A 15,699-nucleotide genomic window follows, 5' to 3' on the forward strand; every position below is an offset into this window, starting at 1 on the left:
GTAGGAAAAATTCAGCGCAAGGGCGTAATGCGCGGCAGTTTACCTTATTTCCGTCTTCGGCTTGCGCCACTGCGGCAGGCTGATCAGCAATACGGCACTGATGATCACCAACATCGCCAGGGCTTCTTCCAGGCCGATGGACTCGCCGACGAACACAATCCCCAGCAACACCGCCACGGCGGGGTTCACATACGCATAGCTGGTGGCCGCCGCCGGACGCACATGCTTGAGCAGGTACATGTAGGCGTTGAAGGCGATGATCGAGCCAAACACCGTCAGATAGGCCAGGGCCAGCCAGCCTTCCAATGGCGGCATCGCCTGCAACTGCTCACCTGACGCCACGCTGACAATCAGCAAGGCCACGCCGGCCACCAGCATTTCCGCAGCGCTCGCCATCGCGCCCTGGGGCAGCGGCAAGTGGCGGCTCCACACCGAACCGAACGCCCAGGAAGCCGCCGCCATCAACAGCAACACCGCGCCCATCGGGCTCGATTGCAGGGTGCTGCCCATATTCAGCATGGCGATGCCGATAATCCCCAGGATCACCCCGGCCCATTCGAGCCGCGTATTACGCGCGCCCCAGAAAAAACCGAACAACAGGGTAAACAACGGCACCGTCGCCACCGCCAGCGCGGCCACGCCGGACGACACGCCCATATGTTCCGCCACGCTGACGCCGCCATTGCCCACGGTGAGCAGCAGAATGCCAATCATCCCGGCAGCCTTCCACTGCGCCCACGTCGGCGCGGGTGCGCCACGCCATCTGAGGTAGCCATACATCAACGCGCCCGCCGTGCAAAATCGAATCCCCGCCAGTAACAACGGTGGCCAGTACTCCACGCCGATGCGAATCACCAGGTAAGTGGAACCCCAGATCACATACAACGCAAAAAAGGCGGCGATCAACGGTAAGGGAAAGCGACGTGGGCCAGGCATTGGGCGGCTCTATGGCAGGAGATGGGAGGCTTATTCTAGAAAGGCAGGTGGCTAAACATAAGTTACAAAACCTGTTTAAACCGCCCGTACACTTGGTCGTTGAGCTGATCGCAACGCGGAGCGTCGCAAGAGGCATTCCCACGCAGAGCGTGGGAACGAGCTGAAAACACCGGTATTTCAGTGGCCAGCAAGACCCATCCCTTTCATTTGCGGGACGTTTCCGAGAGAATCCCACGGCCTTGTTTCCGTCGGATTCGGTAGCTAGTCTCGCCCTGTCATCGAATGTTCGGTGACCGGACGTGCAAGTCCGACTAAACAAAAGCTTTTCAGATGCCTCACACGATCAACGCCCAGTTATTGCGACATGGCGCGGATTTGTTATGGCAGCTGTGCGCGGGAGATCTTCGGATCTGCTGGGTTTGCCTTTTGTCCCGGTCTTGCACACTCGCGTACCGCTGCCACCCTGTTTGCGTGCAAGCGAATAGACGCAGCTCCTGCTTAACAAGAGGAGTTTCACCATGGTCAAAGTCACCCCCGATCCACCCAGGTCCAAAGCCGACTTCCTCAGCGAAGACGCCCTGCTCCACCGTCGTGCCATCGATTACTACCTCAAGGCATCCGCCCCGGATGCACCCACTTTTATCCTGAATGACAACCTGAGCTTCGAAGATGCCCTGGCCCATGCGGCGGATCTGTTGCATTGCGCGGTGGAGACGGCACATGCGTCGGGAGAGGTGATGAAGGCGCCGCAGCGGGCGGTGATGCATTTGGTGGAGATGGCGAAGGGGGTGGTGGACCAGGCGTTGGCGTGCACACAGCCTCGATGAACACCACATAACTAATGTGGGAGGGGGCTTGCTCCCGATGGCAGTGGGTCAGCTATACATAAGCTGACTGATCCGGCGCCATCGGGAGCAAGCCCCCTCCCACATTTTGAACGGCGTTGTTCTGTTAAAACCCGCGATGTTTCTTCAGGTGCTCATTGATCTTCGCCGCCGGCACTTTCTGCAACGTGCACAGCAAGTCATGTGACAGCTCACGCAGGCCATGGGTCTGGCGCAGTTCCTGGGCCAGGTGCGCGGTGAGGTTGGCGGCCATTTCCGCGTCCGCCAGCGCCCGGTGAGCCTTGCCGGTGTGGGGCAGTTGGGCGTAGGTGTTGAGGGTGCCGAGCTTGTGGTTTGGCGCCGAAGGCATCAACCGACGCGCCAGCAATAAAGAACAGGCGAATTTTTGCAGGCGGGTGCGGCGGATCAGGCTCAGCTCAAAGTCCCAGAACTTCTGGTCGAACGCGGCGTTGTGCGCCATCAACGGCGTGGTGCCGACGAACTCGTTGACCTCGTTCATCACCCGCTCGGCCGGCGGTGCGCTGCGCAGCATGGCGTTGCTGATGCCGGTGAGTTGTTCGATAAAGCCCGGCACGCGTACGCCGGCATTCATCAGGCTCTGGTAGCGGTCGACGATTTGCCCGCGCTCAAGGATGACCACGCCAATTTCCGTGGCCCGGCAGTGGCTGCTCGGGGTGATGCCGGTGGTTTCAAAGTCGATGACCGCTATACGTTCCAAACCTGTTCCAACTCCGTCTGACAATTGAGTGAGCCACAGCGCTTATTTAAGCAGCAACGCGCCTTCGATCGGCACGTAGCGGCTGGCGGCGCGTATCAGTGAGTTGGCCGTCAGCCCCGGCACGCCGTAGGCCACGGCCTGCACGCCATGCTTGTGGATGATGCGGTCGAGCAGCATGTCGAAATCGCCATCGCCGGAGGCCAGCACCACTTCGTCGACGTTCGCGGCGGCGTCCATGATGTCAATGGTGATACCGACGTCCCAGTCGCCCTTGGCCGAGCCGTCACTGCGCTGGATGTAAGGCTTGAGCTTCACGGTAAAACCGAGGTTGCGCAGGATCTGCTGGAACTGCTGCTGTTTGCTGTCGCCACGGTCGATGGCGTAGGCGTACGCCTCCACGATCTGCCCATGGGCACTGATATCCGCCCACAGCGCCGCGTAGTTGAAGTGGCAGCCATAGGCCTGGCGAACGGTGTAATAGAGGTTTTGCACATCGGCGAACACTGCAATTTTCTTCACCGCACTTCCTCAATGACAGCCAGGCGCCAGCGCCCGGAAAGGGTGCCAGTATGCCAGCCAAGGGAAGGTTTCCGGGAAAAAATCAGACCGGAGCGCCGTAGCGCCCCGGCCGGGCGTGTCAGACGAAGGAATCGTCATCGCCAAAGGAGGAGGAATCGTCGGAATAATCGCTGTCGGCGAAGCTGTCCGCGTTGTTGCTGCCCCAGCTGTCATTGCCTGCGAATTTCTGATCATCGTTGCCCCAACCACCTTGATCACTGGCGGGCGCCGGTTGTTCGATGATCTCTTCCACCACCTGCGGCTGCTGGTTGTGGTGGAACAGGCTGCTGATGCCTTCGGCGAGCAACACACCACCGGCCACGCCGGCGGCGGTTTTCATCGCGCCACCGAGGAACCCGCTACCCGCTGGCGCGGCGGCGGCCGCTGGTTGCGGCTGTTGATAATTCTGTTGCGGTGCCGGCTGGTTGAAGGCTGGCCGCGCCGGTTCACGCCAGCCGCCGCCCGCGTTGCTCGGCGCAGGCTGTGCATCCCGCGAACCGCCGCCGCCAAAGATGCTCGAGAGAAACCCGCCACCGCTCGCCGGGGCCGCTGGCGCGGACTTGGCGCGCTGCAGCTCTTCCTGCAATTGCTGGATCTGCTGGGCCTGCTGCTTGTTTTGCGCATCGAGGCTCTGCAGCGCGTGTTCCTGCACCAGCAGCGACTGGGTCATGTAGTAGCCGGCGGCCGGTTGGCGAGTCATGTGTTCCTTGATCCGCGCTTCGGCCTGGGCGTCGCGGGGGGCTGAGTCCGTTTCGGCTTGCTGCAACCGTGAAAACAGTCCGTCGATCAGGGTTTGTTCTTCGCTGTTCATGGCGACCTCGTTAGATTGCCGGTAAAAATCAGGGTCCCGCCTGGCGTCAGGCAAGGTACGCCCTAGTTATGGGGCTGTTACCAATTGTTTCAATGGTCTTTACGCAAGGTTTACGTTTGCTTGCCCACGCCCGCTATCGGTTAAAGTGTGCCTCTGCTTTTTCGGCCTGTGATGACTCTGATGAATCCGCTAGACGTACTGCGCGACTCCTTCCGCTTCACCCAACGCAACCTGGGCGCCATCGTCCAGCTGTGCCTGCCGCTGGTAATCCTCGAAGCCCTGCTGCAACAAGTGCTCGACCACACGCTGGGCCCGGATGCCTTCAGCGGTTACAGCGTGGTAGTGGGACTGCTGGTGTACCCGTTGTACACCGGCGCGCTGATCCTGTTTCTCGACGCGCGCACCCGTGGCGAGTCGCCACGCACCAAGGACGTGTGGGCCATGGCATTGGCGATGTGGCCGCGCTTCGCCCTGCTGACCGCCATGAGCACGCTGCTGATTCTGCTCGGGCTGTCGCTGTATTTCCTGCCGGGCCTGTGGCTGATGGTGGTGCTGGCGTTCGCCGAGTACCTGCTGGTTTTGCGCGGCATGTCGGCGCTTGAAGCGATGAAGGAAAGCCTGCGCCTGACGCGTGGGCACTTCTGGCGAATCCTGGTGTGCCTGTTGTGCGTGATGACCCCGCTGTGGCTGCTCAAGGGCGCGAGCGTGGCGGCCTATCCCGAACCCGCGCCATTGCTGGGGCTGTTGATGGACAGCGCCCACAGTTTCCTGCAGCTGTTCACCAGTGTGGTGCTGTTTCGTTTATTCATGTTGATCGGTGGCGACGCCGACGTGCGGTGATATGCTCCGTGCCCATCCTGAAACGCACATAAGCCGAGCCGATGACCCGTTTATTGCGCATCACCCTGTTGAGCCTGCTGCTGATTGCGGGCTTGCTGACGGCCCTGGTCTACAGCCTGACCTGGCGCCCCGTCGCCAAGGAAACCCTGCCCGTCAGCTGCGTCGCGCCGCGTGCGCCGACCCTGCTGCCGGGGCAGGCACTCAAGGTGATGACCTGGAATGTGCAATACCTGGCCGGCAAGAACTACGTGTTCTGGTACGACACCGCCGACGGCAGCGGCCCGGACGAGCGCCCCACGGTTGAAGACATGGCCTTCAGCCTTGACGAAGTGGCACGGGTGATCCGCGACGAACAGCCCGACATCCTGCTGTTGCAGGAAATCGATGAAGGCGCCAAGCCGTCCCATTATCAGGACCAGCTGGCCCTGTTGCAGGAGCGCCTGGTCGACCTCTACCCCTGCAGCGCCCAGGCCTTCGACTGGAAAGCTGACTTTGTGCCCAACCTGCATATCTTCGGCAGCGTCGGCCGCAAATTGGCGACCCTCAGCCGCTACCAGATCGAACACGCCGAGCGCCTGCAATTGCCGACCCCGCAGGCCAACTTCATCAGCCGCCAGTTCCAGCCCAAGCCTGCCCTGCTGTTGACTTACCTGCCGCTGAGCGACGGCGGCCAACTGGCGGTGCTCAACACGCGGCTGGACGGCGGCATGCCTGGGCGCAGTGCCGTGCAGGAGCAAGTACAGGCGACCGTAAAGCTGCTGGACAAACTGGAAGGCCGTGGCACGCCCTGGGTGATTGGCGGGGATTTCAATACGCTGCCGCTGGGCCAGTTCCTGCGCCTGGATGCGCAAAAACGCGGCCAGTATTCGCCGGACAGTGAGCTGCACCTGCTGTGGGACAAATACCCGATGATCCCGAGCAACAGTGAATCCAGCGGGATCGACCGGGAGAAATGGCTGACGCACTTCCCCAACGACCCAAGCCTCGAAGGGCCGGACCGTACGCTGGATTACCTGTTTTACAGCGCGCGGATCAAGCGGGTGGCGGCCAAGGTAAGGCAGGAAGACACGTTGCGTATTTCCAACCATTTGCCGGTGATTGGTCGGTTCCTGCTGCCTGCCGCGCAATGACCCCTAGCCTTTCAACACCTAGGCATGCAGCGGCTTAAGCCACTCAAGGCTGGCAACAGTGGTGCCGGATGGGCGGTATTCACAGCCGATCCACCCAGGGTAGCCACGCTGCTCCAGCGCCGCGAACAAGGCGGCAAAGTCCATGTTCCCAGTGCCCGGCTCATGACGCCCCGGGTTGTCGGCGATTTGTACATGGACGGTTCTATCGTAAAACTGCGCCAGCACCCCGGCTGCGTCGCCGGTCAACAGCTGAGCATGGTAAAGATCCAGAATCAGTCCGACACTCGTAAAGGTTTCCAGCACCTGTTGGGCCTTGCTGAAGTCGGACAGGTAATAGCCTGGCATCGCTTGCGGGCTGATCACTTCAATCAGCGTTCGCAAACCCTGATCTTCGAGGTACTTGACCGCGTATTCCAAGTTACTTGCATAGGCAGGCGCGCTCTCATCCTGGGGCGTGGTCACGCCAGACATGATGTGCACATCCGGGCAGTTCAGTGCCTTCGCATAGCGGGCCGCCTCGCGCAGCCCATCGCGAAATTCCTGCTCCTTGCCTTGCAAGGCAGCGATGCCCTTGGTAACACCAGCCGGTGCCGCGAACTGAATCAACGGCAGGTTGTATTGGGCCAGGTGGTCGGCGAGCAGGCTCGCGTCGAATTCATAGGGTGACGGGAACTCCACCGCCCTGAAACCGGCAGCGGCAGCGGCTTCGATGCGTTGCAGAAAAGGCAATTCGTTAAATTGAAAACCGAGGTGAGCATTGAATTTGAGCATGGGTAAATATCCATCCTGGGAATAAACAAATCATCAGCCTGGAGCCTCCTTCGCGGCTCCAGCGCCACGCTATCGAAAGTGGTCAGTGCAAATACTCATGCTCTTCGTATGGTATTTTCCCACTCCAGTGCGGTGGGGGCATCTGCCCCGACGGGAACGGACTGAAGCTAACCATTCGGAATAAAACCTGTGATCAAGAAAGACCTCGCCCTGCAGTTGGCCCCACGCGTCATCGACATGGTTCGCGCCCGTTCGATGAAAGCCGGTGAGCCCTTGCGCGAGCAGACATTTGCGCAAGCGCTCGGGGTATCGCGCTCGCCTATCCGGCGGGTGTTTGCCTTGCTCGCCGAATGGGACCTTGCCATTCAGGAGCCCAATCGTGGCTACTTCCTTAAACAAGGTTCCGGGCAGATTCAGGAAGCCGCAGTCCCTTGCGCCAGCGATCCTTTCGAGGACTTTTACCTGCGTGTGGTCGACGACATCCTGAGCGGGGAAATACCTGCGCACTTTTTCGAAGCGCAGTTGTTGCGGCGTTACGAGGTGCCCCGGGGGCAGTTGCTCAAGGTGCTGAACAGGCTGGCCAGCGAAGCCATGGTGGAGCGTAAGCCGGGCCAAGGGTGGGGCCTCAAGGACTTCGTGCATAACACGCAGGCGCACATTCAAAGCTACCGTTTCCGAATGGCCATCGAACCGGCGGCGCTGCTTGAGCCCGGTTACCAGATCAATCACGCCGCGTTTGCCCAGGCCAGGCAACAGCAACAAGCCCTGATCGACGGCGAGATCCAGACTTTGTCCCGCGCGCAATTGTTCCAGGTGGGCGCCCAGTTTCACGAAATGATCGTGCAGTGTTCCGGCAATGTGTTTTTCATCGACGCCATACGCCACCAGAATCAGCTCAGGCGCTTTATGGGCTACAAAGCCAATATCGATCGCACGCGTCTGAAGGCGCAATGCCAGGAACACATCCATTTGCTCGACCTCATCGAGTCTGACCGGCGTGAAGAAGCCGCACAGTTTCTCTGGCGCCACCTGGATCAAGTCGGCCGACTCAAGACTGATCAGCGCGTCATGCCAGAAGATAGCCAAATCTAGAGCACTTCACTGACTGCCCATCAGTGTCGTAGCTTCGCCATACCCCGTCCAATAACGGGCCAAGCAGCCTAACACAATTGTTTCCTCTCAAAACAGAATACAAAAAAATCACCAAACAGTTAATTTTTTCACCGCATATTGTATTTCATTACAACAATAGGCAATCATGCGCGCCGCTCGGACACGGATCCGTATCGAATCGCACAGGGATGGTTGCCATGAACGAAAGGACATTGGGTAGCGCAGCGGGAGTCTCAAACCTCCTGTTCGGGGTGTACAACACAGTGGTTGCCCTGCTTGGCGTGATGCTGGCCTATAACGGCGGCGTGCTGATGGCTGCGGGCGGCTCACCCTATTACGCGATGATGGGCACCGCGTTGTTGTTATCGGCCATCCTCATGGGCCTGAAAAAGTCCCTTGGCCTATACCTTTATGGCGCAGCCTCTGTGGCCACCTACGCCTGGGCGGTGTGGGAGTCTGGTTACGATGGCTGGGCCTATATTCCACGCCTGGCCTGGCTGGCGATTCTCAGCGTGCCGTTCCTGGCGTTCTGGCCCCTGGTACGGCGTGATTTTGCCAACGCCAGAAAAAGTCATTACTTGATCATCATGGGAATGCTGCCGCTGGTGATGGGGGCCACCATCCTGGTGCCGCTGTTCTTCCCCAAAAGCGTTCACCTTGCCGATTCGGCGCTCGCCACCATACGCCCCACCGCCGCCTTCAGCCGCAGTACCGTCGCTTCTCCAGACGGCAATACTGCCGCGTCACACACCGAGACCAACTGGACCGCCTATGCAGGCTCCAACCTGGGCAACCACTATTCAGCCGCGTCGCAAATCACGCCTTCAAATGTGTCGGGCCTAGTCAAAGCCTGGGAATACCACCACGGCGACGTGAAGCAACCCGGTGAGAAAACCAAGTACTTGAACGAAGCCACGCCGATCAAGGTAGGTAATTCGCTCTACACCTGCACCCCCAAGCAAATCATCATTTCCCTGGATGCCACCACCGGAAAGGAGAACTGGCGGTTCGACTCCAAAGTCGACCCGGACTACTTTGCCAATGGCGGCGCCTACTGCCGTGGTGTCTCTTATTTCGAAGTCCCCAATGCCAGTGGCTTGTGCGCCTCGCGCATCATCTGGGGCACCAATGATATTCGCCTGGGAGCGGTAGACGCCCTGACCGGCCAGGCTTGCCCCGACTTCGGCAACGCAGGTTTTGCGGATTTGAAAGACGGGCTTGGCACCTTCAGAAAAGGCTCGACGGGCATCACGTCTGCCCCTCTGGTCATTCGCGGGGTCGTGATCACCGGGGGCCGAGTGCTCGACTCGGATGTGCGCCCTGCCCCCTCGGGCGTGGTGCGCGCCTACGATGCAGTGACCGGCAAACAGAAGTGGGCCTGGGATTTGGGCCGTCCAGACACCAACGCCCCCGCTCGCGACAACGAAACCTACACCCTCAGCACGCCCAACTCGTGGGCACCGTTGTCGGCCGACGATGAGCTGGGCTTGGTATACGTCACCACCGGCAACGCAGCGGGCGACTTCTATGGCGGCACTCGCACAGAACAAGAAGACAAGTTCAGCTCTTCTTTGGTCGCACTGGACGCCACCACCGGTAAGGTCCGCTGGCACTTCCAGACAGTCCACCATGATCTATGGGACTACGACCTGAGCCCGCAACCCAGCCTGATTGATTTTCCGTCGGCTGCCGGGCCACGCCCGGCCGTGATCCAAGCGACCAAATCCGGCCAGTTGTTCGTGCTTGACCGCGCCACCGGCGAACCGCTGGTGGATGTCGTGCAAGCTCCCGTCCCACAGGGCACAGCCCCGGGAGACTACACCGCAGCCACCCAGCCACTGTCCCCTGATATGCCGAGCACCATGGGGCGCCCATCGAAAACACCGGAAGTACTGACCGAAGCCAATGCCTGGGGCCTGACACCTTTCGATCAGATGCAATGTCGCCTCGAATTTCGCCAGGCACGCTACGAAGGGATCTTCACCCCGCCGGTCGTGGGCCAGCAAAGCCTGATCTTCCCCGGCCATCATGGGGGCTTGAACTGGGGCGGTGTGATGGTAGACCTCAAGCGAGGGCTGCTGATCATCAATAACCAGCGCCTTCCTTATATGCAGGGGCTGGTGCCTCGCGAACAACTCGACGCCATCAATGCCAAGTCTTTCCAGGAGTCGCCGGGCAATGCCCAGGGCTTCCGCGTCCAGGCCGGCTTGCCTTACGGCGCGATTAAAGACCCGTGGATGTCATCCCTTGACCAGCCTTGCATTGCGCCACCCTGGGGCTTTATCTCCGGTATCGACCTGCGCACTCGCGATGTCGTCTGGAGCCGCCCGTTCGGCACAGGCTATGACAGCGGACCTTGGGGGATCGCCTCCCGGATGCGCTTCGAAATCGGTACACCGAGTGATGCAACGGGTGTGACAACCGCCGGCGGCGTGACGTTTATCGGTGCCGCTATTGACCGGTTTATGCGGGCTTACAACAGCGAAAGCGGCGAACTGCTCTGGGAAGAACGCCTTCCGGCAGGCAATCAGGCTTCGCCCTTGACCTATATGAGCCAGGGTCGACAGTACGTTGTGGCAGTGGTTGGCGGTCATGACCGGATCCCAACCAAGTTAGGCGACAGCATCATCGCCTGGGCCCTGCCCGAGCAGTAAAGCGCAGGCAGTATGAGAGGCTCGCTATGACCGTGTCTGTGGGTAAAACATATACATGTTCTACCCCGGTAGTCATGACGTAGCTTGCGGCACGTATCGCATCACTTCAGGGTGATGAAGTTCTAATGACTTATCGCGGGAAGGTTAAGTAACGGCTATCACGGCTGCCCTTTAATCACGTATCGATACCCACTTCTACGCAAGATTTAAAGCGCCTGACTCTTTCAGCGCGCTAGCAGGCGATTGCGCCCGGTTAATTCACCCTGTGAAAAGCCAGCGCATCAATATGTACGCTTTACGTTTTATAAAATTGGACAGGAATTAATAATGCTCGAACTTTCTGATGGTTTGTATCTATTGGTGGGCGTCAGTTTTATCACCTCATTCATGACGGCTGCCATTGGTGTGGGCGGCGGCATTGGATTGCTTGCGGTAATGCCTCAATTTATCCCCATCTCCGCAGTTGTACCGGTTCACGGTTTGATTCAAATGGTCAGCAATGCCAGCCGATTCGCGTTTGACTTCAAAAGTGCAAAAGTTGAAATCCTGCCTAAATACGTGATCGGCTGCCTGGTCGGCGCTTTCATCGGTTACTTCTTCATTGGCAAATTTCCCGAGCAATATTTATCACTGATTCTCGGCTTCTTCATTCTGGCCATCACCTGGACCAAGATCGTCGCACGCCTGGGTTTTATATTTAAAAACTTCGCATTGGTAGGCTTTTTTCAAACCTTCCTTTCACTGTTCGTGGCAGTAACCGGTTTGATATCGCAGCCCATCCTGATGAAGATGAATATTAATAAAAACGAAGTCATTGTCACCCACGCCATGCAAATGAGCGTGCTGCACGGGCTCAAGGTCGCCGCCTTTGTTATTGCAGGTTTTGCGTTCATGGATTACGCCAACCTGATCATCATCATGATTACCGCCTCTACATTGGGTTCGTACTTGGGCGGCTTTCTCAGAGACCGTATATCGCAGCGTGTCGGCGCGATGCTTTTAAAGGCAGGGGTGACGTTTTTTGGTTTGAAGATGATCTTCGATCATTTTTTCAACGGCCTATAAAAGTTTTTCCAATAAAACAAGGAGCGTGAAATGAGCACACGTAAGTTTGATTTTTTTGAAACCAAAGAAATCTCAACGTTTCTGAAAGAGCATGGATATTGCGTCATCAAGCCTCAAGACCACTCTCTGGAAGCCTTTAGAGAGACCGCCGGCAAGTTCGGGCTGATTCAGTTTCATACCAAGTCCGATAAACATGGTGTGGTGGGCGGTGGCGAGCCAATCAACAAGGACTGGCAACGTTTCAAGGATGATTATCACGGCGAACTGTCGAGCGATTTTTTCCCACATACCGATGGGTCATTCTTGAATGGCATCGCCTACGTAGCGGGGACTGCGAAAAAAATCACGCCTCCCAAATTCGTTATTCTCCAATGCGTTTCAAAGCCTGAATTTGGCGGCGACAACTTCCTGGTGGATGGGCAGAAAATCTACAATGACCTGCGTGCCAATCACGCTGACACATTAAAAATATTGATGACCAGCGGCAGTGTCACTTACTGCCGCGACGATTTGTTGTCCATCGATTGCGCAGTCTTTGAAAAAATCGATGACACAAAATTAAGAATTCGCTACCGGTATGACAGCACTGCTTTTATTCCCGAATGGGCCAGCGCTGCGTTTAAATACATCCAGACCCACTACTCCACCAACGAGCGTTACATGACCCCTATCAGCCTTCAGCCAGGGGACATTCTGGTAATGGATAACCTGCGGGTCCTGCATGCCCGGCATAAATTCATCGATGGCAACCAGCAGAGAAAAACAAGAAGGCTGTGGATCGCTGATGACGCAAGCACCACATTCAAAAATATCCTGGATCAGTCCCCAGTGCGCAGGGCCATGCAGCCCTTTGAGAACTACAATATTGCCCAGTCTGAAACCGCCGAGCATTCTTTTATCGAGTACACCTGCGGCATCCACGCCCTATCGAGCAAGTCGTTGCTAAACGCGCATAAGGAATTTGATAGCGCGCCTGAAGAGCTTTAAGTCCTTCAAGACACCCCCTGCTGTGATTCCACACTTTCAGGTAAACACCCCAGTCATCAAAAAGACTGGGGAGTTACTTACACTCAAGGCTTCCTAGGTTTGATCCGCGCCGTCGCTTCGGCTACCAACGGATCATCCGGCCAGTAATGCTTAGGGTATCGCCCCTTCAAATCCTTCTTTACCTCGGCATAGGTACTGCGCCAGAAGTTCGCCAGATCCTGCGTCACTTGCACCGGCCGCCGCGCCGGCGACAACAGGTGCAACTTCACCACCTGGCGCCCGCCGGCAATCCGTGGCGTATCCGCCAGCCCGAACAGCTCCTGCAGGCGCACCGCCAGGATCGGCGGGTGCTCGCTGTAGTCCAGGCGCACCGATGAGCCAGACGGCACTTTCACATGCTGCGGTGCCCATTCGTCGAGGCGCTGGGGCAGTGGCCAGGGCAGCAGGTTGTGCAGGTAGCTGGATATATCCAGGTGGGCGAAATGACTCAAGCGCGAGACTTTGCCCAGGTAGGGCATCAGCCAGTGTTCCAGGCCCGCGAGCAAAGCGCTGTCGCTGACGTCGGGCCATTCGCTGGTTTTGCCGGCATCGAGCTGGCGCAGCAGCAGGACGCGTGCCTGCCATTGGCGCAGTTCCGGTGTCCAGGGCAACAGCTCCAGGCCCTTGCGCCGGACCAAATCAACCAGGGCCTGGCTGCGTGTGGCCTCGTCGAGACCGGTGAGCGCTTCACGACTGAGGACCAGCTCACCGACCTTGCGCTGGCGTTCGGCGCGCAATACGCCTTCGCGCTCGTCCCAGTCGAGCTGGTCGACGTTGCGCACTTGCTCGGCCAGCACCGTGTCGAACAGCGCCGGGTCGAAGGCCGCCGCCAGGTAGATGCGCTCTTCACGCTGGCCCTGGCGGCTGCCGAGGTCGGCGATCACCAGCCAGGCGTGTTTCATCAAACTGTCGGCTTCGGCAAACAGTGCGGCGCGCCCATTGGCCAAACGGTATTCGGCGCCACCGGGGCGACGCTGTTGGGCGACGCGGTCCGGGTAGGCCAACGCCAGCAAGGCGCCGAGCCAGCGCGGATGGTCGGGGTCGGCCACCGGTTGGGTGGCCTTGCCTCTTAAATAGCCGCGATATTGGCGGGCCAACTGCTTGGCCCGTTGCACACCACCCTGGGTACCACGGGCGCGCTCTTCGCCGGACAACAGCGCCAGGCGGCTGTGCAAGTCGGCACCGGCGCCGCGCAGGATATCGCGCTCACCCAACAACGCCGCGACATCACAGGCCATCGCGGCGAGGCCCAGGTCCTGTCCGCGCAACAGCAAGTGGGCGATACGCGGGTGGGCCGGCAACTCGGCCATTTTCTGGCCATGGGCGCTGAGTGTGTCGTCATTCAAGGCGCCGAGGCGCACCAGTAAATCCTGGGCCTGGGCGTAGGCGGCGGTCGGTGGCCGGTCCAGCCACACCAACTGCGCGGGCGTGACGCCCCAGCGCGCCAGTTGCAAGGCCAGGCCGGCGAGGTCGGCGGCAAGGATTTCCGCGCTGCCATAGGCGGCCAGCCCTTCATGCTGGTCCTCGGACCACAGGCGATAACACACCCCCGGTTCCAACCGCCCTGCCCGGCCGGCACGCTGGGTGGCGCTGGCGCGGGAGATGCGCTGGGTGTCGAGGCGCGTCATACCGCTGCCGGGGTCGAAGCGTGGCACCCGCGCCAGCCCGGCGTCGATGACCACACGCACGCCGTTGATGGTCAGGCTGGTTTCGGCGATGTTGGTGGCCAGTACCACTTTGCGCTTGCCGGCCGGCGCCGGGTCGATGGCGGCGCGTTGGGCATTGAGGTCGAGCTCGCCGTGCAGCGGGCACAGCAAAACGGTGGGGTGGTCCCCCAAGGCTTCGGCCAGTTGTTGATGCACCCGGCGAATCTCCGCCTGCCCCGGCAGAAACACCAGCACGCTGCCGGTCTCGTCATGCAGGGCCTCAAGGATTGTCTGCACCACGCGCGGCTCGATAAATTCCCCCGCCTGATACGGCCGCCCCCAGCGCATCTGCACCGGGAACATGCGCCCTTCGCTGCGCAGGATCGGCGCATTATCCAGCAGCTCGGCCAGGCGCTCGCCTTCAAGGGTGGCGGACATCAGAAGGATTTTCAGCGGTTGGTCGTCGCGAAACAGCTCGCGGCCGTTGAGGCTCAGGGCCAGCGCCAGGTCGGCGTCGAGGCTGCGCTCGTGGAATTCGTCAAAGATCAGCAGGCCCACGCCGTCCAGCGCCGGGTCGTCCTGCAAGCGCCGGGTGAGGATACCTTCGGTGACCACTTCTATGCGGGTAGTGGGGCCGACCTTGCTGTCGAGGCGAATGCGATAGCCGACCGTTTCACCGACCTTCTCGCCCAACTCGCTGGCCAGGCGCTCGGCAGCGGCCCGCGCGGCAAGACGCCGGGGTTCGAGCATCAAGATGGTTTGCCCGGCGAGCCAGGGCTCATTCAACAAGGCCAGGGGCACGCGGGTGGTTTTACCGGCGCCGGGGGGCGCTTCCAGCACGGCTTCATGGCGAATCGCCAAGGCGTCACGCAGGGCGGGTAAAACATCATCAATCGGCAACGAATTCATACTGGCTCCAAAGCAGAGCGGCGAGTATAACGGCGAACTGCCGGATGCTTGCGCGGGTCTGAATAACATCGTTCCCATACTGAGATCGTTCCCACGCTCTGCGTGGGAATACCGCCCGGAACGCTCCGCGTTCCAATACCTGCGCAAGTTGACGCAAAGCGTCACGGCATGCATTCCCACGCAGAGCGTGGGAACGATCAGGCAGTGCGATATAGTCATTTATCAATTGTGTTCAGGAGACTTTTTCATGCGTATCGCTTCCCGTGTCATTGGCGGCGTCTTGGCCGTCACCCTGCTGAGCCAACTCACCGCCTGCGGTTCGATTTTCTACCCGGATCGCCGTGGCCAGATCGACGGCAAGATCGACCCGGCGATTGCCGTGCTCGATGCGGTCGGCTTGCTGTTCTATGTGATCCCTGGCCTGATCGCGTTCGGCGTCGACTTCGCCACGGGGGCGATCTACTTCGAACCGGGCAAGACCGCCCAGGTCGCGCCGGAAAAACTGCACGAAGCCATCGGCGCCGACGGCACGGTCGACAACGCCAAGCTGCAAGGCATCATCCAGAAGGAAACCGGGCATACCCTGCCGCTGGACGATCCACGCCTGATCCAATTCAAGGGCAGCGTGCAACAACTGGCGTCCCTGGGCCTGCAGCCTGCGGCATAAGGACAGCGCC

Annotated in this window: 14 protein-coding genes; 8 read left to right on the top strand and 6 right to left on the bottom strand. The window is 59.5% G+C overall.

The features are described 5' to 3' along the window. Positions 1–39: 39 nt before the first annotated feature. Positions 40–936, bottom strand: a complete 897-nt coding sequence (gene yedA, locus C4J87_RS22295) for a drug/metabolite exporter YedA (protein ID WP_124368449.1) — start codon at positions 934–936, stop codon at positions 40–42. 518 nt (positions 937–1,454) lie between these two features. Between yedA and C4J87_RS22300 the strand changes: the two genes are divergently transcribed. After that, positions 1,455–1,763, top strand: a complete 309-nt coding sequence (locus tag C4J87_RS22300; protein ID WP_124368450.1) for a DUF3077 domain-containing protein — start codon at positions 1,455–1,457, stop codon at positions 1,761–1,763. A gap of 124 nt (positions 1,764–1,887) precedes the next feature. Here C4J87_RS22300 and C4J87_RS22305 read toward each other — a convergent pair whose 3' ends face one another. The 3 genes from C4J87_RS22305 to C4J87_RS22315 form a co-directional block, all read right to left on the bottom strand. After that, on the bottom strand, positions 1,888–2,499 hold the full coding sequence (locus tag C4J87_RS22305) for a PolC-type DNA polymerase III (RefSeq protein WP_124364521.1): 612 nt from the start codon (positions 2,497–2,499) through the stop codon (positions 1,888–1,890). 42 nt (positions 2,500–2,541) lie between these two features. After that, on the bottom strand, positions 2,542–3,018 hold the full coding sequence (locus C4J87_RS22310; protein ID WP_124364522.1) for an NYN domain-containing protein: 477 nt from the start codon (positions 3,016–3,018) through the stop codon (positions 2,542–2,544). 118 nt (positions 3,019–3,136) lie between these two features. Beyond that, positions 3,137–3,868: a DUF2076 domain-containing protein gene (locus C4J87_RS22315; protein WP_124368451.1), complete on the bottom strand. Its 732-nt coding sequence runs from the start codon at positions 3,866–3,868 to the stop codon at positions 3,137–3,139. Positions 3,869–4,048: 180 nt separating this feature from the next. On the opposite strand from C4J87_RS22315, the gene C4J87_RS22320 reads away from it, so the two are divergent. Together C4J87_RS22320 and C4J87_RS22325 are read left to right on the top strand one after the other, a co-directional pair. Then, complete coding sequence (locus C4J87_RS22320; protein ID WP_124364524.1) at positions 4,049–4,708, top strand: YciC family protein; 660 nt, start codon at positions 4,049–4,051, stop codon at positions 4,706–4,708. A gap of 41 nt (positions 4,709–4,749) precedes the next feature. Beyond that, on the top strand, positions 4,750–5,838 hold the full coding sequence (locus tag C4J87_RS22325) for an endonuclease/exonuclease/phosphatase family protein (protein ID WP_124368452.1): 1,089 nt from the start codon (positions 4,750–4,752) through the stop codon (positions 5,836–5,838). 18 nt (positions 5,839–5,856) lie between these two features. On the opposite strand, the gene C4J87_RS22330 is transcribed toward C4J87_RS22325, so the two are convergent. Further along, complete coding sequence (locus tag C4J87_RS22330; RefSeq protein ID WP_124368453.1) at positions 5,857–6,609, bottom strand: hydroxypyruvate isomerase family protein; 753 nt, start codon at positions 6,607–6,609, stop codon at positions 5,857–5,859. Positions 6,610–6,798: 189 nt separating this feature from the next. Between C4J87_RS22330 and C4J87_RS22335 the strand changes: the two genes are divergently transcribed. The 4 genes from C4J87_RS22335 to C4J87_RS22350 all read left to right on the top strand — a co-directional run bounded on the left by C4J87_RS22335 (position 6,799) and on the right by C4J87_RS22350 (position 12,428). Further along, positions 6,799–7,701, top strand: a complete 903-nt coding sequence (locus tag C4J87_RS22335) for a GntR family transcriptional regulator (RefSeq protein ID WP_124368454.1) — start codon at positions 6,799–6,801, stop codon at positions 7,699–7,701. Between the two features lie 218 nt (positions 7,702–7,919). Next, complete coding sequence (locus C4J87_RS22340; RefSeq protein ID WP_124368455.1) at positions 7,920–10,376, top strand: membrane-bound PQQ-dependent dehydrogenase, glucose/quinate/shikimate family; 2,457 nt, start codon at positions 7,920–7,922, stop codon at positions 10,374–10,376. Between the two features lie 327 nt (positions 10,377–10,703). Further along, positions 10,704–11,441: a TSUP family transporter gene (locus C4J87_RS22345; protein WP_005791677.1), complete on the top strand. Its 738-nt coding sequence runs from the start codon at positions 10,704–10,706 to the stop codon at positions 11,439–11,441. A gap of 30 nt (positions 11,442–11,471) precedes the next feature. Continuing rightward, the gene (locus C4J87_RS22350; RefSeq protein ID WP_124368456.1) at positions 11,472–12,428 is read left to right on the top strand and encodes a TauD/TfdA family dioxygenase; all 957 of its coding nucleotides are present in this window, start codon (positions 11,472–11,474) and stop codon (positions 12,426–12,428) included. Between the two features lie 83 nt (positions 12,429–12,511). Here the strand turns inward: C4J87_RS22350 and hrpB are convergent, their stop codons facing one another. Continuing rightward, a complete protein-coding gene (hrpB, locus tag C4J87_RS22355) occupies positions 12,512–15,022 on the bottom strand; it encodes an ATP-dependent helicase HrpB (RefSeq protein ID WP_124368457.1) in 2,511 nt (836 codons plus the stop codon). Between the two features lie 247 nt (positions 15,023–15,269). Here hrpB and C4J87_RS22365 point away from each other — a divergent pair, with 247 nt between their 5' ends. Beyond that, entirely contained in the window at positions 15,270–15,689 is a 420-nt protein-coding gene (locus C4J87_RS22365; RefSeq protein ID WP_124368458.1) for a polyribonucleotide nucleotidyltransferase, read from the top strand. Positions 15,690–15,699 lie beyond the last annotated feature (10 nt).

It is taken from the genome of Pseudomonas sp. R1-43-08, assembly GCF_003852255.1.
Classification (GTDB): domain Bacteria; phylum Pseudomonadota; class Gammaproteobacteria; order Pseudomonadales; family Pseudomonadaceae; genus Aquipseudomonas.

Excerpts from the sequence above, each read along its gene's own strand:
- yedA (WP_124368449.1), bottom strand. The coding sequence starts at position 936 with ATGCCTGGCCCACGTCGCTTTCCCTTACCGTTGATCGCCGCCTTTTTT.
- C4J87_RS22300 (WP_124368450.1), top strand. The coding sequence starts at position 1,455 with ATGGTCAAAGTCACCCCCGATCCACCCAGGTCCAAAGCCGACTTCCTC.
- C4J87_RS22315 (WP_124368451.1), bottom strand. The coding sequence starts at position 3,868 with ATGAACAGCGAAGAACAAACCCTGATCGACGGACTGTTTTCACGGTTG.
- C4J87_RS22320 (WP_124364524.1), top strand. The coding sequence starts at position 4,049 with ATGAATCCGCTAGACGTACTGCGCGACTCCTTCCGCTTCACCCAACGC.
- C4J87_RS22325 (WP_124368452.1), top strand. The coding sequence starts at position 4,750 with ATGACCCGTTTATTGCGCATCACCCTGTTGAGCCTGCTGCTGATTGCG.
- C4J87_RS22330 (WP_124368453.1), bottom strand. The coding sequence starts at position 6,609 with ATGCTCAAATTCAATGCTCACCTCGGTTTTCAATTTAACGAATTGCCT.
- C4J87_RS22340 (WP_124368455.1), top strand. The coding sequence starts at position 7,920 with ATGAACGAAAGGACATTGGGTAGCGCAGCGGGAGTCTCAAACCTCCTG.
- C4J87_RS22345 (WP_005791677.1), top strand. The coding sequence starts at position 10,704 with ATGCTCGAACTTTCTGATGGTTTGTATCTATTGGTGGGCGTCAGTTTT.
- C4J87_RS22350 (WP_124368456.1), top strand. The coding sequence starts at position 11,472 with ATGAGCACACGTAAGTTTGATTTTTTTGAAACCAAAGAAATCTCAACG.
- hrpB (WP_124368457.1), bottom strand. The coding sequence starts at position 15,022 with ATGAATTCGTTGCCGATTGATGATGTTTTACCCGCCCTGCGTGACGCC.
- C4J87_RS22365 (WP_124368458.1), top strand. The coding sequence starts at position 15,270 with ATGCGTATCGCTTCCCGTGTCATTGGCGGCGTCTTGGCCGTCACCCTG.